13 protein-coding genes are annotated in these 20,082 nt (G+C 52.6%); 7 read left to right on the top strand and 6 right to left on the bottom strand.

Translation table 11 applies throughout. From position 1 onward, the window contains the following. Positions 1-169: 169 nt before the first annotated feature. The gene (pnp, locus tag ACOOFE_RS24905; protein WP_420412522.1) at positions 170-2,293 is read left to right on the top strand and encodes a polyribonucleotide nucleotidyltransferase; all 2,124 of its coding nucleotides are present in this window, start codon (positions 170-172) and stop codon (positions 2,291-2,293) included. Positions 2,294-2,381: 88 nt separating this feature from the next. Here pnp and ACOOFE_RS24900 read toward each other — a convergent pair whose 3' ends face one another. From ACOOFE_RS24900 to ACOOFE_RS24890, 3 genes are all read right to left on the bottom strand, one after another. Beyond that, a complete protein-coding gene (locus ACOOFE_RS24900) occupies positions 2,382-5,135 on the bottom strand; it encodes an EAL domain-containing protein (protein WP_420412521.1) in 2,754 nt (917 codons plus the stop codon). Then, the gene (locus tag ACOOFE_RS24895) at positions 5,132-6,277 is read right to left on the bottom strand and encodes a substrate-binding domain-containing protein (protein WP_420412520.1); all 1,146 of its coding nucleotides are present in this window, start codon (positions 6,275-6,277) and stop codon (positions 5,132-5,134) included. Before ACOOFE_RS24895 ends, ACOOFE_RS24900 begins: the two co-directional genes overlap by 4 nt. 187 nt (positions 6,278-6,464) lie before the next feature. Continuing rightward, the gene (locus tag ACOOFE_RS24890; RefSeq protein ID WP_420412519.1) at positions 6,465-9,209 is read right to left on the bottom strand and encodes a putative bifunctional diguanylate cyclase/phosphodiesterase; all 2,745 of its coding nucleotides are present in this window, start codon (positions 9,207-9,209) and stop codon (positions 6,465-6,467) included. Between the two features lie 428 nt (positions 9,210-9,637). Between ACOOFE_RS24890 and dapB the strand changes: the two genes are divergently transcribed. Both dapB and ACOOFE_RS24880 read left to right on the top strand, forming a co-directional pair. Next, on the top strand, positions 9,638-10,450 hold the full coding sequence (gene dapB, locus ACOOFE_RS24885) for a 4-hydroxy-tetrahydrodipicolinate reductase (RefSeq protein WP_420412518.1): 813 nt from the start codon (positions 9,638-9,640) through the stop codon (positions 10,448-10,450). A 34-nt stretch (positions 10,451-10,484) separates the two neighbouring features. After that, on the top strand, positions 10,485-11,105 hold the full coding sequence (locus ACOOFE_RS24880; protein WP_420412517.1) for a 2,3-bisphosphoglycerate-dependent phosphoglycerate mutase: 621 nt from the start codon (positions 10,485-10,487) through the stop codon (positions 11,103-11,105). Positions 11,106-11,156: 51 nt separating this feature from the next. On the opposite strand, the gene ACOOFE_RS24875 is transcribed toward ACOOFE_RS24880, so the two are convergent. The 3 genes from ACOOFE_RS24875 to ACOOFE_RS24865 are packed head-to-tail and all read right to left on the bottom strand — an operon-like array spanning position 11,157 to position 13,840. Further along, positions 11,157-12,158 (bottom strand): adenosine kinase, encoded by a 1,002-nt coding sequence (locus ACOOFE_RS24875; protein WP_420412516.1) that lies wholly within the window; start codon positions 12,156-12,158, stop codon positions 11,157-11,159. Positions 12,159-12,186: 28 nt separating this feature from the next. Then, positions 12,187-13,077: a prephenate dehydratase gene (locus ACOOFE_RS24870; RefSeq protein WP_420412515.1), complete on the bottom strand. Its 891-nt coding sequence runs from the start codon at positions 13,075-13,077 to the stop codon at positions 12,187-12,189. Positions 13,078-13,105: 28 nt separating this feature from the next. Continuing rightward, positions 13,106-13,840, bottom strand: coding sequence for a 3-deoxy-manno-octulosonate cytidylyltransferase (locus tag ACOOFE_RS24865; protein WP_420412514.1), 735 nt, complete (start codon positions 13,838-13,840; stop codon positions 13,106-13,108). 201 nt (positions 13,841-14,041) lie between these two features. Here ACOOFE_RS24865 and ACOOFE_RS24860 point away from each other — a divergent pair, with 201 nt between their 5' ends. The 4 genes from ACOOFE_RS24860 to ACOOFE_RS24845 all read left to right on the top strand — a co-directional run bounded on the left by ACOOFE_RS24860 (position 14,042) and on the right by ACOOFE_RS24845 (position 20,037). Continuing rightward, positions 14,042-14,593, top strand: coding sequence for a c-type cytochrome (locus ACOOFE_RS24860; RefSeq protein ID WP_420412513.1), 552 nt, complete (start codon positions 14,042-14,044; stop codon positions 14,591-14,593). 159 nt (positions 14,594-14,752) lie between these two features. Continuing rightward, complete coding sequence (locus ACOOFE_RS24855) at positions 14,753-16,183, top strand: diguanylate cyclase (protein ID WP_420412512.1); 1,431 nt, start codon at positions 14,753-14,755, stop codon at positions 16,181-16,183. Between the two features lie 162 nt (positions 16,184-16,345). Continuing rightward, positions 16,346-18,148 (top strand): extracellular solute-binding protein, encoded by a 1,803-nt coding sequence (locus tag ACOOFE_RS24850; protein ID WP_420412511.1) that lies wholly within the window; start codon positions 16,346-16,348, stop codon positions 18,146-18,148. Beyond that, positions 18,145-20,037 (top strand): extracellular solute-binding protein, encoded by a 1,893-nt coding sequence (locus tag ACOOFE_RS24845; protein WP_420412510.1) that lies wholly within the window; start codon positions 18,145-18,147, stop codon positions 20,035-20,037. Before ACOOFE_RS24850 ends, ACOOFE_RS24845 begins: the two co-directional genes overlap by 4 nt. The last annotated feature ends 45 nt before the right edge of the window (positions 20,038-20,082 follow it).

Here is a 20,082-nt window from a genome sequence, read left to right as displayed (position 1 = left end):
GGGCAGGATTGCCAGCGTCTTTTTAATTTCATTGAAAAGATACTTGCCGTCTTGCCCATGACCTGTCCGCCGGTAACCGGCCCATCCGGGGCCGACCGGGAATGTGTTTGCCCCAGATGGACCGCTGAGGAATAGCGGCGGGGCAGGCAGTCTATGTTAAGGACAGATGATGTTTGATATTCATCGTGTAGAAGTCGACTGGGGCGGACGTCCGCTCGTACTCGAAACGGGCAAGGTTGCCCGTCAAGCCGACGGCGCTGTTATGGCGACTTACGGCGAAACCAAGGTTCTGGCGACTGTTGTTTCCGCCAAAGAGCCGCGTGCCGGCCAGGACTTTTTCCCGCTCACTGTGAACTACCAGGAAAAGGCGTTTGCCGCTGGTAAGATCCCGGGTGGCTACTTCAAGCGTGAAGGCCGTCCGTCTGAGCACGAAACCCTGACGTCCCGTCTGATCGACCGTCCGATCCGTCCGCTGTTTGCCGATGGCTACAAGAACGACACTCAGGTCGTTATCACGGTTCTGTCGCACGACATGGAAAACGCGCCGGACATCCTGGCGATGGTTGCAGCCTCTGCTGCCCTGACGCTTTCCGGTGTGCCGTTCATGGGCCCGATCGGCGGCGCGCGCGTTGGTTACATCGACGGCGAATATGTTCTCAACCCGATGGTTGACGACATGCCGGAATCCGCTCTGGATCTGGTTGTTGCCGGTACCAATGATGCGGTTCTGATGGTTGAGTCCGAAGCCAAGGAACTCGACGAAGACATCATGCTCGGCGCCGTTATGTTCGGTCACAAGGGCTTCCAGACCGTCATCGACGCGATCATCAAGCTGGCGGAAGCCGGTGCAAAAGAGCCGCGTGAATTCGTTGCAGCAGATCATTCCGAGCTGTTCGGCAAAGTGAAGGGTATTGCAGCTGACGATCTGGCCGCTGCCTACAAGATCACGACAAAAACCGACCGCAAGAACGCTGTAGACGCTGCCAAGGCAAAAGTCGTCGAGGCGCTGATCACCAACGCTGCCGAAGGCGAAGCTGTTGAAGGCAACGTTCTCGGCGAACAGTTCAAGAAGCTGGAAGCTGAAATCGTTCGCGGAGGCATCCTGGACACCGGCACCCGTATCGACGGCCGTGACCTGTCTACCGTCCGCCAGATTTCGTCTGAAGTCGGCATCCTGCCGCGTGCACACGGGTCTTCTCTCTTCACCCGCGGTGAAACACAGGGCCTCGTTGTTGCGACCCTCGGCACCGGCGAAGACGAGCAGTTCATCGACCTTTTGGAAGGCACCGTGAAGTCCCACTTCATGCTGCACTACAATTTCCCGCCATACTCTGTTGGTGAAACTGGCCGCATGGGCTCCCCGGGGCGCCGCGAAATTGGTCACGGCAAGCTGGCTTGGCGTGCGATCAACCCGATGCTGCCGGCACACCACGAGTTCCCGTACACACTGCGTGTTGTTTCCGAGATCACCGAATCCAACGGTTCGTCCTCCATGGCAACCGTTTGCGGTACCTCTCTGGCGCTGATGGATGCGGGTGTGCCGCTGAAGTCGCCGGTTGCCGGTATCGCCATGGGCTTGATCAAGGAAGGCGAGCGCTTTGCAGTTCTGTCTGATATCCTGGGTGACGAAGATCACCTTGGTGACATGGACTTCAAGGTGGCTGGTTCTGAGAACGGCATCACCTCGCTGCAGATGGACATCAAGATCGACGGTATCACCGAAGAGATCATGAAGGTCGCACTGGAGCAGGCCAAAGGCGGCCGGATCCACATTCTCGGCGAAATGGCCAATGCCATTACCGAAGCCCGTGCAGAGCTTGGCGAGCACGCACCGCGCATCGAAATGATGAAAATTCCGGTCGACAAGATCCGTGAAGTCATCGGTTCGGGCGGCAAGGTCATCCGTGAAATCGTTGAAAAGACCGGCGCAAAGGTCAACATCGAAGACGACGGCACCGTCAAGATCGCTTCGTCCGATGGCAAGGCCATCAAAGCCGCTGTCAACTGGATCAACTCCATCGCGGCTGAGCCGGAAGTTGGCGTGATCTACGAAGGTACTGTTGTGAAGTGCGTTGACTTCGGCGCATTCGTCAACTTCTTCGGCGCGAAAGACGGCCTGGTTCACATCTCCCAGCTGGCTCCGAAGAAAGTCGGCAAGGTTACCGATGTGGTCAAGGAAGGTGACAAGGTCTGGGTCAAGCTCATGGGCTTTGATGAGCGTGGCAAAGTCCGCCTGTCCATGAAAGTCGTTGATCAGGAAACCGGCAAGGAAATCCCGAAAGACGAAGGCTAAGCCTTTCCAAAATAGACAAAAAGTAAACGCAGGTGCTTTGCGGCACCTGCGTTTTTTGTTGGCCACTCTGAGCCTTGTAGGCCCGACCCTAGCTGACTTTTAGCTGCAGTTCGGCCTTGAAGGGTTCTTCCACCAGGAACTCAAAGAATTCGTCCTGGGGCATCGGTTTGCCGAAGTAAAAACCTTGAATCTCACGGCATCCCATGTGCATCAAAATGGTGTTTTGCTTGCGGGTTTCGACCCCTTCGCAAATGACACCAATTGAGAGTGCATGTGCCATGGTGACAATGGCATTGACCAGCGCCTGGTCGTCCTTATCGGTTTCTATGTCCTTGATGAAAGACCGGTCAATCTTGAGCGTGTCGATCGGCAAGCGCTTTAAATAGCTCAAGGAAGAATAGCCGGTCCCGAAGTCGTCCAGGGATATCTTTACACCAAGGCTCTTAATGGCCGTCAACAGCGCGACAGGGTCGATCTGACTGTCATCGAACATCATGCTCTCGGTGATCTCTAATGTGAGGCTGCGCGGTGAGATGTCCGTTTCATCAAGGGTGGCTTTTACAAAATTGATAAACCCGTCTTCCCGGCATTGGCGTGGCGAGATATTGACCCCGATCCCGCCAAGGTCATAGCCGCGCTCAGTGCATTCCCGGTAGAACTCGCAAGCCTTTTTCAAGACCTGTTTTCCCAAGGGGACAATCAGCCCGGTGTCTTCTGCAATCGGAATAAATTCACCGGGCGAAACGATGCCAAGTTCTGGGTCGGTCCATCGGGCAAGAGCCTCACAGCCGGCCACGGTCCCCGATACGCACTCGATGATCGGCTGGATGTGGATTTCCAGCTGGTCGTTCTCAATGGCGCGGCGCAGCGCTGCTTCGAGCCGCAGGGCACGGGTCGCTCGTTCATTCATCTTTTTGGAGAAAAAACGGAACCGGTCGCCGCCGTCCGATTTGGCCTGGTTTCTAGCGGCCTCGGCTTGTTTCAGCAAAGCTGTCTCGGTTGTTCCATCAAATGGATAGACCGAAATCCCAGCGCTAGCGGTCAACACAATTTCTTTGCCTGCTTCGGCATTAATTTTTCTTGAGATGTTATGCAGAATATCTTGAGCAATTCGTTCTATTTCCCAATCGTCTTCCGTATCAGTCAGCAGAACTGCAAATTCATCACCGCCGATCCTAGAAACCGTGTCGCTGCTGTCGACAATGGTTTCTATCCGTTTTGCGATAGTTTGCAGGATAGGGTCACCCATCTCATGTCCGTAAAGGTCGTTGACAGCTTTAAACCGGTCGATATCGATAATGAGCACAGCCCCGGTGGCGTCCGTTTTTTCTTGCTGAGCCAGGCTTTGACGTAAACGGTCGAGGAAGAGATTTCGGTTCGGCAAGCTGGTCAAGGCATCATAATTTGCATGCTGCTCAATGAGTTTTTCCTGCTCTTTCCGGTCTGAGATGTCGGTAATGGTGGTGTGAATAGCTGGAGCATCGTTCCAAGTTGTCATGCGAACGTGTTGCTCGATCCAAATCGGGTCACAGGATTTACTGTGCGCAATGACCTCATAAACAGTAGGTGCCACACCACCCACTTCACGAATCCTACGGTAATTGCGCATGCGTTCATGCTCTTCTGGGGCATAGATTTTCCAGATAGATTGGCCGACGAGTTGATCGATTTCGTCAGCGTCGTACCCCAGTATTTGCAGTAGTGCATCGTTCACATAGAGGATCTTCGAGTTTGAATGAATAACGATCCCTTGCAGTGACCCGTCGATCAGTTCCCGGAATTGCGCATTGGTTTTTTGAACAGACGCAAACGCTTTATCAAACAGTGAACCTAGCAAATTGTATTCAGCAATTCGTCCTTGTTCGAACTGCTCTGATTTGTTGTTGTCAGCGCGTGCACTGGCATAGCTAACCAGGGAGGCAAGGCTGGATGCTGTGATCTGGTTGACGAGGTAAGCTGCCGCGATCGACGCTATGCCGATGTAAAGGAGAAATGGAAAGAAGATGTCCAGATAGGTGTCTTCAATGTTGTTAAGTGTGTCGCTGGGCTCTTCGGCGATCACATAAATCGGACTGCCAGAATCTCCTGCTTCGAGGACGGACTTTGTAAAAAGTTTGGCTTCCCAGAGCACATTCGATTTGTCTCCAAGCAGTGCAAGTACATCCTGAACATGAGCAGGGTCGGTGAACACCCCATAAGACGCAAGCGTTTGATTGCGATGAACAATGGCAATGTCCTGAACGCTCAGGACATTGGAAAGACTATCCAAAAGAGTAAATGAGTCATTGATCAAACTGCCGCCGATCAGTCTGGCAATCACCCGGCCGTCGTCGGGGTTAATGACAGGAATTGCAATAACAGCCAGGTTTGTTGACTGGTCTGTCGATTGATCACTGTAAAACCGCCATACATCCGGTGGCATCGTTCGCAGCGTCTGCCCCGGCAAGACTGCGCCTACATCGACAAGGGCGAGACTGGCATTCAACCAGCCCATTTGCTTTTCATGATCCAGGATTAGAACGTCCGGCAATGCGCCTGATGAATTCTGTCCGGCCAACTCCAGGATGCGCGTCGCTTTTCCGGAATCGTATTCATTTACCGAGTCGATCAAATCCTGATCAACGGCCGTTGTCCGGAGTTGATTTTCGATGCTCTTAAGATGGGATTCAAATACGAGTCTGGCCAGCGACTGATCACGTTCGGCATAACGCTGGGCTTCCAGTTCAGCGATGGAAAGGCTGCCAAGAAAGGTAATTCCGAAAATTGCAATGCCGGTCGCCATCAAGCCGATAACAAACAGGCTTCCAATCAACCAGCTGAACTTCAGTCCTTTAGTCTTCATTTCGAATACCGGAACGCCCGCGCTTTTAGTTCATTGATATCTTCTTCTGAGTTTTCTTTCGATACAACAGCGAATTCTCCTGAGAATACGATCGGGATTTCAGCGCTCTTTCCAGATTGATCCAGAACAATGGCTTCCGCCATGGCAACACCGTTGTCATCGTTCATACGCATGACTGTTACTTCTAGCTCACCTTTGAGAATTGCAACGAGTTCATCACTGCCGCCGCCCCAGCCGTTGGTGATGACGTTTGCTTGGCGGTTGCGGCTTTCAATCGCGTCGATTGCACCAAGCGCAATATCGGTGGAGCAGGCGTAAATGAAGTCCAGGTTTGGGTTTTCATCAAGGATTCGCTCCGCTGCATCTCGCGACTTCTGCCGGTCGTAGCCGACATAATAAGAGGCTTTGAGATTCATGCTGTCCGGATCGGAGTAAGCCTGCAGAAATGTATTGCCCCGGGCCCGGCTAACGTATCCGCGTGGCCCGAACAGAATTGCGAAGTTCTTTTTCGTACCAAGGCGTTTTTTGTAGTAGTCGATCAAGAGCTCCGTCCCGGTCACGTGATCGAAGCCGACATATAGGAATGGCTGCCGGTCACGCCACGCTTTCAAGGGCGTCGTGATGTTTTGCAAGATTACTTTGGGTCGCCCACGGGCAATCAGACGTTGGACAATCGGTTTGTGGCGCAAGGCGTCGAGCGTGAAAACCAGATAATCCGGGTCGTTTTTTAAGGATTCGGTAATGAGCTGAGCTTGGTTGCCGACATATGACGATGAACCAGAGAAAAAGGATCCAATCTCGTACGGCAGACCAATTTCAGCCAAACGGGCTTCAAATGAACTCAAACTCCGCCGCCAATAGTCAGACGCTTGTTTTCCCGGGTAGATAACAGCGATCTTGACTGGCTTTAGCGCCCTATCGATTTTGATGGCATCGGCTGAAACGCGTTTGGCAAAATTATCTGATGTTTGTTTTTGTCTTTCGTTCAGTTCTGTGAATTCCGCCAATGACCAGAACTCATCCAAACTGCTGCCTTGAGCATGTGCGGTAAAGTTGCCGGTTGCCAAGAGCCAAAAAAACGCAAGACCAGCAATAAAAGTAATTTTGAAGGCATAGCCGTTCAAAGTATTTACTAGTTTCATTTCTGGCTTCCCTCCCTGGCAGTCGTTGACCCTAAAGCGCAACGTATTTTGTGCACAAGAACAAGCAATGCAACTAAAAGCTTTGTTGCGATGTTTCGCAACATTGGCCCAAATTCAAAAATATTCCAAACAGATACAAAAAATACTTAATGATGTTGAGTTGGTGTCGCTTCTTCTGTGTATAAGATCATCCCATCGCCGGAATGCTTTGATCCTTTGGATTTTTTTCTCTGATGTATTTCTTGAACGAGCTTGGATCCATCGGTGGGGCAACATAGTCTCCTTGAACAAAAGAGCAGCCGAGACTGCGTAGCAGCAAACATACTTCGCGAGTATCGGCTCCATTACAGATGACCTGGATGTTCATTGAGTTTGCCATCGTGGTGATCGCTTTAACGAGCTTTTGCCGGTTGAGGTCTTGGATGGCATCGTCAGTAAGAGCGCGATCGATCTTCAGCATATCGATGGGAAGACTTGTTAGCTCTTCCAGGGATGTTGCGCTGATCCCGAAGTTGCCCAAAGTCACTTTCACACCGAGGCCGGCCAGCCTTGAGAAGGTGTTCTGTAAATCGGGTATCTGCCCGCTTGTGAATCCATCAGATAGCTCCAGCCGCAGACCAGAAGGATCTATATCCGCTGATGTCAAGGCAGATTTTAAAGTCTGCGAAAACTCTGGATCACAGCATTGATGGCTTGAGACACTGATGCTGATGGCTGGCAGTCTGTACCCCTCATCGACTACGGACCGGTAAAAGGCACAGGTTTGTTGAAGGGTCCATCTCCCAAGAGCTTGCGTAAGACCTGCGTCCTCTGCTGCACTGGTGATCTCCGCTGCGGTGACCAATCCAAGTTGTTTATTCTGCCAGCAAACCGCCGCATCGCACACAATCAACTTGCCTGTGTCGACATTGATTACCGGTTGAAAACGGAGGTTCAGTTCTCCTTTATCGATTGCTTTGCCTAAGGTTGTTTCCAGCACCAATGCGCGGGTTGCTTTTTCATTCATCTGTTTGGAGAAAAAGCGGAATTGGTTGTGCCTCTCTGACTTAGCGTGGTCTTTAGCGGATTCTGCTTGTTTCAGCAGTGTTGTCTCGTTCGCGCTATCAAGTGGATAGACCGAAATCCCTATATTGGCCGTGAGTTCGATGCCTTTGTCTTTTCCAACATCAATCTCTTTTGAAAGGGTCTGCAGGATTTCTTGAGCAACCTGCTTTGGTTTCCAATCGTCATTTATGTCGGCTAGAAGAACGGTGAATTCATCGTATCCATGTCGTGAAACCGTATCGCGGCTACCAACAACCGTTTCGATCCGTTTGGCGAGTTCTTGCAGGATTAGATCCCTGGTTTCATGGTCAAAGCGATTGTCGGCCGATTTCAGTTGGTCGAGACTGATGAGGAATACGGCCCCGGATGAATTCGATTTTTCTTGCTGTACGAGGTTCCGGCGCAGTCGGTCTAAAAAGAGATTGCGGTTCGGCAGTCCTGTCAGAACGTCATAGTCTGCATACTGCTCGATCAATTTTTCCTGCGCTTTGCGTTTTTCTATATCTGTGACGGTAGCGTGGATAGCGGGCGACCCATTCCACGATGTCATTCGGACATGTTGTTCGACCCAGATTGGGTCGCCAGATTTTTTTAAAGCCTTCACGTCGTAGACCGATGGGACAACCCCGCCTTCTAAGCGGAGCTTCCTATATTTGCGCATACGCTCATGCTCTTCAGGAGCGTAGATCTTCCAGATGGACTGACCAACAAGCTGATCAGCGCCATAGTCCAAAATTTGGAGCAAGGCATTGTTTATATAAAGGATTTTTTCGTTTGCATGAATGACCATCCCTTGGATCGAATCGTCGATCAACTCACGGAACTGTGCATCGCGTTCAAGTGTGACCTCAAATGCGTGGTGGAAGTTCTTTGCGAGCTGATTGAATTCACGGATCAGTCCAGGTGGCGGTGGGTCCGGTACATTACTTCGGCTCAGGTCGCTAGTGTAAGTCAAAAGCGATCTGAGCCCGCCTGAAGTGATCTTATTGATCAGAAGGGCAATGCCGATGGTCAACAACAGTGTATAGAGCAAAAACGGAGGAAACAGGCGAAGGTATGTGTCATCCACCTTTTGAAGTGTATCCACTGGCTGCTGAATAACCGCAGAAAAAAGGTGACCATCAAATGTCTGCTTCAGTGGCGTGGCTATATAAAGCGTATCGCCGCGAAGCGCTGATGTCGTCTCGCCAAGCGTTTCTGGCCAGATATTCGGTAGGTCACCGGTGGTAATGTCTCCCATGCCTGCAACCATCTCATTTTCATGAAATAGGCCGAGACTGAATACACTAAGGGTGTCAGCTAGAAGGCCAGGCAAAATATAGGAGTCTGTAATAGCGATCCCGCCAACAATTTTGCCAATTAACTCGCCGGATTCTGGATGCAGAATAGAAACCGACAAAGCAGCAATCATATATTCCGGTTCAATGTCGTGATTGGTGAAGGCGACCCAGAGATCCGGTGGAAAGGAGTTTCTAATTTTTGCCGGAATGTGTTCGCGAATATCTACGAGACCTAAACTAACATCGAGCCAATCTGGTTCACTAGGAAGATCGATGAGCAAGAGGTCAAGGACTGCATTGTTTAGGCCAAGAGTGGCCTGTTCGGCGATCCTCAAGGCAGTGGGCAAATCCTTTTGCTCGATAGCTGCCCTTATGTCAGGGTCAGAGGCAATGCTTCTGATTTGTATCTCAAGCCGCTCAAAATACTGATCAACAACAAGGCGGGTAAGTGCAGCTTGTGACTTCGCGGTGCGGGTGATTTCATGCTCCGCGATCGATCTGCTGCCGAGCAAGGTAATCCAAAAGAGTGCAAAGCAAGTGGCAATCAGTCCAAATGCAAACAGCGCCACAATAAGGCGGTTGTACGATATGGATAAATTGGATTGCACATCCAGCTCCTGTGGCGGCACCTTACCAGTTTATTCGTGTTTTGTTTTGATCGCGCGGTTATCAAATGGACGGGCCAGTTTCTGCCCAGATTCATCAACGCTGGCTGATAACGTTTGCACGCAGTCCTGATTGTCAGCTAGCCGGAAGAGCACTGAGTGGATGACGTTTTTCATTCTAGGCCAGTTCCTCATAGCTTGAGCAATACTAAGAAACTTTATTGCGCGCCGAGTTTAGCAATCGTGAAGTGAATTTGTAATTCTGAAGCAGAAACTATGATTTGGCAAAATATGACTTCATATTGAAAGTAATGCTCTTGGTAATAATGCTGATAAATTCTATCTCGTATTGCCTGGTTCCACGAGATTCTGAGATTTGCTAGCCGTCGCGAAGCTGCTATACCGCTGCCGGAGTTACACGAGGACGGGGTATGGGTGTGATGCGCTTGGTAGTCGTTGGTGCTGGTGGTCGGATGGGGCGGGCTTTGATCCGCGCCGTGACCGAAGCCAATGGTGCAGATGTTGTTGCGGCTATTGAGCAGGAAGGGTCTAGCTTTCTAGGTCAGGATGCTGGTGAGCTCTCGGGTGTTGGTGCGCTGGACGTACCAATTACCGATGACCCTTTGACGGCCTTTGCAAAAGCAGATGGTGTTCTGGATTTCACGGCCCCAAAAGCGAGTCTCTGGTTTGCCGAATTGGCGGCTCAAGCCAGGATCGTTCATGTCATTGGGACAACTGGGTGGGGAGCCGATGAGGACGCTCCGCTAAAAGCTGCAGCCCGCCATGCCCGGATCATCAAATCTGGAAATATGAGCCTGGGTGTCAATCTACTCGCAAGTCTGGTTCGAAAAGCGGCAGCTGCTTTAGACGCGGATTTCGACATTGAAGTTCTTGAGATGCATCACAAGCACAAGGTTGATGCGCCCTCAGGCACCGCCCTTCTATTGGGAGAAGCTGCTGCTGAGGGGCGCGGAATCGATCTTGAGGCCCACTCTGTGCGCAGCCGAGACGGCATTATGGATCCGCGCAGGACGGGCGATATAGGATTTGCCACTCTGCGCGGCGGTTCTGTCATTGGTGAGCACTCGGTTATCCTTGCCGGTGAAGGCGAACGCATTGAGCTAACGCATCGGGCAGAAGACCGCCAGTTGTTCGCCCGCGGGGCTGTAAAGGCCGCGCTATGGGGATTTGACCAAAAACCCGGGTTCTACTCTATGGCCGATGTTCTCGGTCTAGATTCCTGAAATATTTAGAGATTATCCACCTGAGGAGATCGGAATGGAACGCCTGCTAGTGCTTGTCCGCCACGGACAGAGCGAATGGAACTTGAAGAACCTGTTCACCGGCTGGAAGGATCCGGGTCTGACGGAGCAAGGCGTCGCGGAAGCCCATAAAGCGGGCGAGCAACTGCGTGACCTGAAACTGACATTCGATTTGGCTTTCACGTCTGTTTTGTCCCGTGCTCAAAAAACGCTTGGCATCATTTTGCATGAATTGGATCAGGCCGGCCTGGAAACCATCAAGGACCAGGCACTAAACGAGCGCGATTACGGCGATCTGACCGGTATGAACAAGGACGAAGCGCGTGAGAAATTCGGTGAAGAGCAGGTTCACATTTGGCGTAGGTCCTACGACATTCCGCCTCCTGGCGGCGAAAGCCTGAAACTGACCGCTGAACGCGTCTTGCCGTATTACAAGGCCGAAATTCTACCCCGCGTGCTTGCTGGCAAGCGCACGATCGTGGCGGCCCATGGCAATTCCTTGCGTTCTTTGATCATGGAACTGGAAGGTCTCAGCCCGGAAGAGATCCTCAAGCGGGAATTAGGAACCGGGACGCCGGTTATCTACCGGCTGGACGAGGATGGAAAAGTTCTGAGTGTGCAGGACCTGGCTGCTTGACAGTTGTGACGCCGAATTACAAAGGGCGGCCGGTTGGCCGCCCTTTTTTGCTCAGACTTCAAAACCGCTTTGCGCCGCGAGGTTTTTTAGCGGGCGTTCCGGGCGGGCGCCGACGTGTTTGATGACGCTAGCTGCGCAAATGCAGCCAAGTTCAGCTGCAGTCGTCAAAGAGTAGTCTCTGGCCAGGCCGAAGAGGAAACCGGAGGCAAAGAGATCACCAGCGCCTGTGAGATCAGTGACATTGTCTACTTGCTGCGCGGGGACTTTAACGGTCTCGTCGCGAGTGACAATCATTGCGCCTTCTTTGCCGAGAGTGAGCGCAGTCATGGCGCCGCTGTTGCGCGCAGCTTCAATAGCGGTATCGAGATCTCCAGTTTGATAAAGCGCCTTTAGTTCATGCTCATTGGCAAACATCAGATCAACAACACCGTCGGACAGCAGGCCCTTGAACTCATCGCGGTACCGGTCGACACAGAAGGAGTCCGACAGGGTTATCGCAACCTTCCGGCTGTGTTTGTGCGCGATCTCTGCAGCAGCCAGAAAAGCTTTCTTGGCTTCTTCCGGGTCCCACAGATAACCTTCCATATAGGTGATCGCAGAGGCGGCAACGACGTCCTCGTCAACATCAGATGGGCTAAACTCTGTGCAGGCCCCAAGATAGGTGTTCATGGTCCGCTCGCCATCCGGCGTGATCAGGATCATCGACCGGGCGGTGGGTTTCCACTCGCGCAGTCGCGGCGTGTTGAAGTAAACACCGGTGCCGTTCATGTCGTGATAATAACTGTCGCCGAGCTCATCCTCAGCCACCTTGCCGAAGTAGGCTGGTTTGCCGCCAAGGGATGCGATGCCGGCAGCGGTGTTGCCAGCACTACCGCCCGAAACCCGCACAGTCTGTCCCATCTTGTTGAACAGCTCGACCGCTTCGTCGGTTTCGATCAGCCGCATAGAGCCTTTAACGAGATCTTCCTTTACAAGAAAATCCTCTTCTACATGGGCAAACACATCACAAATGGCATTCCCGATGCACAGGGCATCAAAACGGATCTCGGTCATTGGGTCCTCTGGGATTAGGGCGTTGCCCTTAAGATTGCGGATTGGGTCTTAAGGCTCGGTTAGCTTCCGGCTCACGGATCTTGTCGCGGAACGGACTTGCCCGGTAAACGCCGACAATTTTTAGCTCTGCGCAGAAGAACGCGAGTTCCTCAAGAGCCAGGGCGACATGCGGGTCGTTTGGATGACCCTCAATGTCGGCATAGAACATTGAAGCGAAAAACTGGCCTTCCAGCTGGTAGGATTCCAGCTTGGTCATATTGACGTTGTTCGTCGCAAAACCGCCGAGCGCCTTGTAAAGCGCCGCCGGCACGTTGCGGACCCGGAAAATGAAGGTGGTGATCACCGGTTGGCCATTATGAGCTGCTTCCATCTTGTCCCGGGACAAGATGACAAAACGTGTCGTGTTGTGCGCTTCGTCCTCGACATCGTGGCGCAGGATGTCCAGCCCGTAAATCTCGGCAGCCATCTTCGGAGCGAGAGCCGCGTGTGTGGGGTCTCCAAGCTCGGAAATCTGCCGCGCGGAGCCGGCCGTGTCGGCGCCAACCACTGCGGTCAAACCAAGTTCGCGTATGATATTGCGGCATTGGCCAAGCGCATGCACATGGCTTTGGACCGTTGTCAGGCTCTCAAGCTGCGTGCCTTTCGGTGCCATGAGTTGAAACCGGATCGGCATGAAGTATTCGCCGATGATATGCAGGTTTGAGCCCGGCAAAAGGTGGTGAATATCCGCCACACGGCCCGCCACAGAGTTTTCGATCGGGATCATCGCAAGATCCGACTTCCCCTCTGCCATTGCCGAAAAACAGTCTTCAAAGGTGGCGCAGGGAATGGCCTCGTAGTCAGGATAAACATCGCGGCACGCCATATGTGAGTTGGCGCCGGTCTCCCCCTGGAAGACGATTTTTTTCGGATTACTCATGGGTGTGTCCAGCTTCTGTGCGGCAGGGTCATAGGGTTCGGTAGGCCGCGCGGGCCCGTTCTAGATCATCGGGTGTATTGACGTCCATTGGGGCGGAGCCAATGATCGACACATCGATCCGCATCCCCGCTTCCAGCGCTCGAAGCTGTTCCAGCTTCTCGCGTTTTTCAAGTGGAGAAGGTGGTAAAGCAACAAATTGGTTCAAAGCAGCCCGCCGATAGGCATAGATGCCGATGTGGTGATAGAGCGGGCCTTCGCCGCCCGGAGCGGTGACGCGAGTGAAATAGAGCGCCCGATGATGGCCATGGCCGTTGGGACTTGTCACTGCTTTGACAAAGTTCGGATCGTCCCGGAAATCCGGATTGGTGAGCTCGGTCATTATGGTGCCAATATCGACGCCTGGAACAGAAAGCGGAGCAAATGCCGCACGAATCGCGGCTGGTTCAATCAAGGGAACATCCCCTTGCACATTCAGCACCGTGTCGAATTTTCCGTCAGGATCGGCGATATCGGCGGCTTCATGGATCCTGTCTGAGCCAGATTCGTGATCGGTGCGGGTCATAATGGCTTTGCCGCCATGGTCGTGAACGGCTTCAGCGATGCTGCTATCGTCAGTTGCCACTGCCACAGGTCCGATATCGGCATTCAAAGCCTGCTCTAGAACCCTCACAATCATAGGTTTTCCGCAGATGTCCGCCAATGGCTTGTTTGGCAGCCGTGTGGCAGATAGCCGGGCGGGAATAATGACAATGGCTGAACTCAAACCGGTCTCCTTGGGGGCGGCTGGAGGCACAAAAATGGCCAATTTCCAGGTCCGCGTCCGAATGTCGTACACGTTGTCCTTTTAAAGCTATGGACAGCAAGGTCAAAAAATTTGTAGGTTCCGGCGAAATTCGAAGAGCTGATAGGGTTCGTGACCATAAAGTTACGGGCCCGGACGCGTATGAGCTTGGAGCCGGAGAGAATGGATTCCTTTACGCTGAACAAGGCCGCAGGTGCGGTTCTTATGGTGTTGATATTGACTATGGGTGTTGGAATCGTTTCCGACATTATTTTTGAGCCGACGATTCCGGGCAAGCCGGGCTATGAAATTGTCGTCGCCTCAGCAGAAGATTCAACTTCTGAAGTAACACCTGAGCCGGATGCTGTTCCGATCGGCGAACTTATGGCGGCAGCTTCGGCATCTGCAGGTGAAAAAGTTGCGAAGAAATGCGCAGCTTGCCATACCTTCGATCAAGGTGGCGCCAACAAGGTCGGCCCGAACCTCTATGATATCATTGGCCGCAAGCCAGGTGGCGTGGACGGCGCAAAATACTCCACCTCCATGGTTGCCTACGGAGAAGAAAATCCAGAGTGGACCTATGAGGGGCTTAACAGCTTCTTGGAGTCTCCGAAAAACTACGTCTCTGGCACATCGATGGGTTTTGCCGGTCTGCGTAAACCGGAAGACCGGGCAAACATGATTGCGTACATGCGTGAGCAATCCGATGCGCCAAAACCGCTGCCTGGTGAGTAAAACGCAAGGCGTTTGCCTGAAGGTATAGGTAAATTTATTAGAAAGCCGGGCGAAAGTCCGGCTTTCTTCTTTTGTTTATGTAGAAAATTAATATTTATGACGCTACGTAGCAATTGAGTTATATTGTCACAAACGACGTTTGGATCGGGTCCAGCCGGCATGAGCGGGTTACGTCAGTACTTTGCATATACAAATGGAACCTGGGTTGCGTCCCTTGTCGCTGTCGTATGTTTTCTTGCCGGCGTCGCCTTAACAGCACATGTCGGAAACACGGTGCGCAGTGAGCTTGTTTCTCAAAACAAACGTGAAGCAGTCGCCAGACTGTCTGAAGTGCGCGCCCGCTTGGAAGGCGAACTCAGCCGGACAGTGGCCTATGGATTGGGCTTACGCGCCAATGTTATCCATTTTGCTGATCAACCCTTTGAAGCTGAGCATTATGAAATCGTTGCGGCGGAGCTGATCGACGGGAATCCAGTCATTCGGTCGATTGGCCTGGCACCAAACAATATATTGCGGGCCGTATATCCACACCAGCCAAATCAGGCGGCTATCGGCCTGAACTACCGGATGAATACGAGCCAATGGCCCGCGATCCGAAAGGCAATGCTTGAGCGTGATGTGGTCATTGCTGGCCCGCTGGAGCTGGTTCAGGGCGGGCGGGCTCTTTTGATTCGGATCCCGGTTTTTCCACCCGTCAGCCCGGGCCAGCCACTTGCAGAACGGTCTTATTGGGGGGTTGCGACCCTTGTTGTAGACGAAGCAGGTTTGATGAAGGCTGCGGGTGTATCTGATGCAGCCAACGATCTCAGGATTGAGATCATCGACAAGGGTGCGGCCAATCCGGACAATTCGCATATCTACGGTGGATTTGGCCTTTTGGCCGAGGATGGTGTTGGGCTGCCTCTGAATTTGCCGGGTGGGCTGAATTGGGAAGTGCTCGGCTATCCGAGAAATGGCTGGGTGGCCAACGAAAGAAATATCTGGATCACGCAGCTGGTTGGCAGCCTGATCTCATTGGTGTTCGGCGCCATGGCGTTCCTGTTGATCAGTGAAGTCTATAAAGTCCGGTCAATGGCTTTGCATGACCCGTTAACCGGGTTGGCCAACCGCCGCCTCCTTGAAGATCGCATGCTCCAATTTGCCGTGATGTCAGAGCGGACAGGAAATGGTTTTGAGATCTTTTATGTAGATCTGGATGCATTCAAACCTGTCAACGACAATTATGGGCATGCGGTCGGCGATCAGTTGTTGATAGAAGTCGGCCACCGTTTGCAGCAGCAAATCCGGCAAACCGATACAGTTGCCCGGGTAGGTGGGGATGAATTTATCATTTTAACACCGGGCAACATGCGCCGGGCGGAAAAGGATGCATTTCTGGAGCGTTTGGCCGACCGGGTCTCGCAAATGTTCGAATTCTCGGGCGTTCGAATTGAGGTTAAAGCCAGTATCGGAAGCGCAAGTTTTCCAAGTGATGCCGGAACCATAGATGATCTGCTGCGGGTCGCTGACAGTCGCATGTATGCCCAAAAGGCCAAAAACCGGCAAAAGACTGAAGTTGCCGCTGGCAGCGGAGTGCCTCAGACAGGTTAAATTTCTGTCATATCATGCCAAATAGCTGGCGTTTTGCCAGCCGCTCCCTACACTAACTGAAAATCAATTCAGACGGAGCAGGCGATGCGAGCCGCTTGGGATGCATGCAAATCACTAAACCTATCTGCACTCCTGACAGGGGCTACGGTTTTGGTTTCGGCCATGGCAAGTCCACTGGCGGCCCAGGAACCGGAGTGGCTCCATGCAGCTGCGTTGAACGGGACGCCGAAATACGGCCCAGACGTTACGCATTTTGATTATGTCAATCCGGATGCGCCGAAAACCGGTGTTGTTCGCATGGCTGCCCGGGGTGGCTTCGATTCTTTTAATTTTTTGCCGCCAAAAGGTCATGCCGCACCCGGTATATTCAATATTTATGAAAACCTGATGGAGCCATCGCTCGATGAAGACGACATCAGTGCGCAGTATGGTGTGCTTGCAGATGCCGTGCGTTTTCCGGATGACTACTCTTGGGTCGAGTATCGGCTAAACCCCAACGCCAAATGGCATGACGGTAAACCGGTGACAGTTGAAGACGTCATCTGGTCGTTTGAAAAAGCGATCGAACTCGATCCGCAGCGCAAGTTTTACTACAAAAACGTCACGGAGACTGAGGTTATCGACGGAAATGTTGTCCGCTTTTCGTTTGACACTGCGAACAATCGCGAACTTCCCAAGATCATGGGGCAACTGTTTGTTCTGCCAAAACACTGGTGGGAAGGCACGAATGCAAAGGGCGAAAAGCGCGATATATCCAAAAGCACCTTGGAACCGCCGCTCGGGTCCGGTCAGTATCGCATCAAGGATTTTTCAGCCAACCGCCAGGTGATCTACGAGCGTGTCGACGATTATTGGGGCAAGGACCTTCCGATCCGGATTGGCACTGGGAACTTCGAGGAGATCCGATATATTTCTTTTTTGGACGACGCCGTTCAATTCGAAGGATTTAAAGGCGACCAATACGACTATCACACTGAACGCAGCTCCAGTCAGTGGGCTAAACGGTATGATTTCCCGGCGATCAAGGATGGCCGGATCGTCAAGGAAATCTTTCCCGACCGCTCCACAGGGGTCATGCAGGGGTATTTCCTGAACCTGCGCCGCAAAAAGTTCCAGAACCCGGATGTTCGCCGGGCCCTCAATTACGCTTATGACTTTGAGACGACCAACGAGATCATCTCCGCCAATCTCCTAAAACGGGTCAACTCCTACTATTCGGGAACTGATTTGGCCTCTTCCGGCCTGCCGCAAGGCAAGGAACTTGAAATTCTGGAGGAGGTGCGGGACCAGGTGCCGCCGCAAGTCTTTACCGAAGAATTCAAAAACCCGGTTGGCGGTTCGCCGAAAAACGTGCGGGCAAATCTGCGCGAAGCGGTCAAATTGTTGCGGGGCGCCGGGTTCAAGCTCGAAGGGCGCAAGATGATTGATCCTGCGACCGGCGAACAGCTGAGCATTGAGTTTTTGTATCGGGATAAAGCCAGCGAGCGCTCGTTGCTGCCTTATGCGAAAAACTTGGAGAGTATCGGCATCAAGGCGATTTTGCGGCTGGTCGACACATCGCAGTTCATCAACCGGGTCCGTAGCCGTGACTTCGATGCAACTACACTTGCAATTGGGCAATCCTTGTCGCCGGGCAATGAACAGCGGGAGTATTGGGGCTCGGAAGCAGCCGACAACGCCAGCTCCGCCAATTACGGCGGGATCAAGAATCCTGCGATTGATCATCTCATCGAAAAGGTGATTTATGCCGAAGATCGCGAGACACTGGTGGCCGCCACACACGCGCTCGACCGGGTGCTTTTGTGGAACCACTATGTGGTGCCGCAGTTTTATGTCGATGAGACTCGCACGGCGCGTTGGGATCGTTTCTCCCATCCTGAAAACATGCCGGAATACAGCACAGGTTTCCCCACTATCTGGTGGTACGATGAGGCCAAAGCTGCAAAAACCGGAGCATTGAAATGACGAAGATGACGGGGCCGAGCCGGCGCCAGATCTTGAAATTGTCCGGTGCTGCGGCATTGACGTCAGGCGCTGGGCCTTTGTTGTCGGAGATGGCCGCTGCCGCCGGCCCGGGAAGTGATCCGCGCCATGGGTTGTCGGTGTTTGGAGATTTGAAGTACGGCCCGGATTTTTCTCACTTCGACTACGTCAATCCGGATGCGCCGAAGGGGGGAACTTTCAATTTTCAAGCCCCGTACTGGTCCTTCAATCAGAACGTTCTGACCTACAACACCTTCAATTCTTTTATTCTGAAGGGGGACGCGCCTCCGCGCATGGAGCTGTGTTTCGATACACTGATGGTACGGGCCTATGACGAACCGGATGCGGTCTATGGACTGGTCGCCGAAAGTGTTGAAGTGTCAGACGACGGCAACCGCTTTACCTTCAATTTAAGGCCGGAAGCACGGTTCCATGATGGATCGAAGCTGACAGCGGAAGATGTCGCGTTCTCGATGCTTCTTTTGAAGGAAAACGGTCACCCAAACATCAGCCAGCCGATGCGTGTTTTGAGCGGTGCGGAAGTTTTGGATGAGCACCGGGTGGCGTTGCAATTTGATGGCACTCAATCCCGAAACTATCCCCTTGGCGTCGCTTCTGGGTATCCGATTTTTTCAAAGCGCTACTACACAGCTTATGACTTTAAGCAAAGCACGCTGACCCCGCCCCTGTCGTCTGGCCCTTACAAGGTCGGGAAACACGCAGTCGGGCGGTTTGTCGAATACCACAAGATCAAGGATTATTGGGGCAAAGACCTACCGGTTGTCCGCGGACAGAAGAATTTTGACATCGTCCGGGTCGAATTCTTCCGGGAAAGGCAGGTAGCCTTCGAAGCTTTTAAGAAGGGCACCGTCCGCTACCGCGAAGAGTTTTCGTCTAAAAATTGGGCGACGGAATACAACTTCCCCGCCGTTGTCGATGGCCGTGTGGTGACGAAAGTGTTTCCAGACGGCCGCCCGTCCGGAGCTCAAGGGTGGTTCCTCAACACACGCCGCGACAAATTCAAAGATCCGAGAGTGCGCCAAGCACTCGGATATGCGTTCGATTTTGAATGGTCGAACAAGAACCTGTTTTATAGCCTTTATAAACGGACCGAGTCTTATTTCGAGAATTCCGATATGAAGGCTGAGGGCGTGCCTCAAGGTGCAGAACTTGCGCTTTTGGAGCCGTACCGGGAGCAACTGCCGGAGGTAGTGTTCGGAGACCCCGTAACCCCGCCGGTGAGCAATGGCACGGGCGCCGACCGGAGTCTGCTGCGCAAGGCAAACGAACTTCTAAAAGCAGCAGGATATACGCGCCAGGGCGCTGATCTGATTGGACCGGACGGCAAACAGCTCAGCATCGAGTTCCTGAACAACACAACCTCTTTCGAGCGGATTGCAAATCCATTTATCAAAAATCTCAAGAGGCTAGGTATTCAGGCAAACTTTAGAGTGGTGGACGGTGCGCAATACCAGGCCCGGCTCAACGAGTTTGATTTCGATATTGCCAACCGCCGCTTTGCTTTTTCGGCGACCCTATCCGATCCGATCCGGGAATATTGGACATCGCGTTCAGCTGATGTGCCTGGCAGCAGCAATCTGTCTGGGATCGCCGACCCGGTGATTGATGCCCTGACGGACAAAATTCTTGCGGCGCAGTCGAAAGACGAGATGAACACAGCCGCCCGGGCGCTCGACCGGGTCTTGAGGGCGGGTTACTATTGGATACCGCAGTGGCACAAGAATACCCATTCGGTCGCTATTTGGGACATGTTCGCTTATCCGCCAGAGCCGCCACGATACTTCTTCCCTGTGGAAGATCTGTGGTGGATAGATCCGGAAAAAGCCAAAATCATCGAAGAAGCAGGGTAAAGTTTTAAAGTTACCTGTGGCTTGCAGTTTTTGGCCGAAACTTAA

This window comes from Roseibium sp., from assembly GCF_965216085.1.
In the GTDB taxonomy this organism is placed as follows: Bacteria; Pseudomonadota; Alphaproteobacteria; order Rhizobiales; family Stappiaceae; genus Roseibium.
The sequence above is the reverse complement of the archived record's forward strand: the minus strand, read 5'-3'. Positions and strand labels throughout refer to the sequence as shown.